A 585-nucleotide genomic window follows, 5' to 3' on the forward strand; every position below is an offset into this window, starting at 1 on the left:
TGCGCTTGTGGTTCACGATCCAGCCCTCCCGCCGCAACAGGACGTGCAGTCGCCGATAGCCGTAGCGGACCCGCGCAGCTGCCAACTCCTTCAGCCGCATGCGCAGCGCTACCTGTGGGTCCGAGCGCGTCCTGTAGCGCTGGGACGAGCGGCCGAAGCCGGTAGCCTGACAGGCCCGCCGTTCGCTGATGCCGTAGGTCACCTGCAGATGACCGGCGACCTCGCGGCGAACGGCGGGCCTCACCACTTTCGCTTGAGCACGTCCTGCAGCATGGAACGATCCAACGTCAGGTCGGCGACCAGCCGTTTGAGCTTACTGTTCTCGTCCTCTAATTGCTTCAGGCGTCGGATCTCCGGCACGCCCATGCCGACGAACTGCTTCTTCCAGCGATAGAAGGTTGGCTCGGACACGCCCATCTTCCGGCAGACCTCATCCACCGTTGCACCGTTCTCCGCCTGCCTGAGGGCGAAGGCGATCTGTTCGTTCGTGAAGCGTTTGCGAGGCATGGCATCCACCCTCCTTCAGGGTTCAGAATGCCCGAAAAACTTGCGCTCGGTGTGGACCAGTTCGCCGGGTCAGGGTCA

Annotated in this window: 1 pseudogene; it reads right to left on the minus strand. The window is 63.4% G+C overall.

The features are described 5' to 3' along the window. Positions 1-507 (minus strand): annotated as a pseudogene (locus MFF64_RS36585) (transposase); the annotation flags it as partial. Positions 508-585: the final 78 nt, after the last annotated feature.

It is taken from the genome of Methylobacterium frigidaeris (genome assembly GCF_022179185.1).
Lineage (GTDB): Bacteria > Pseudomonadota > Alphaproteobacteria > Rhizobiales > Beijerinckiaceae > Methylobacterium > Methylobacterium frigidaeris.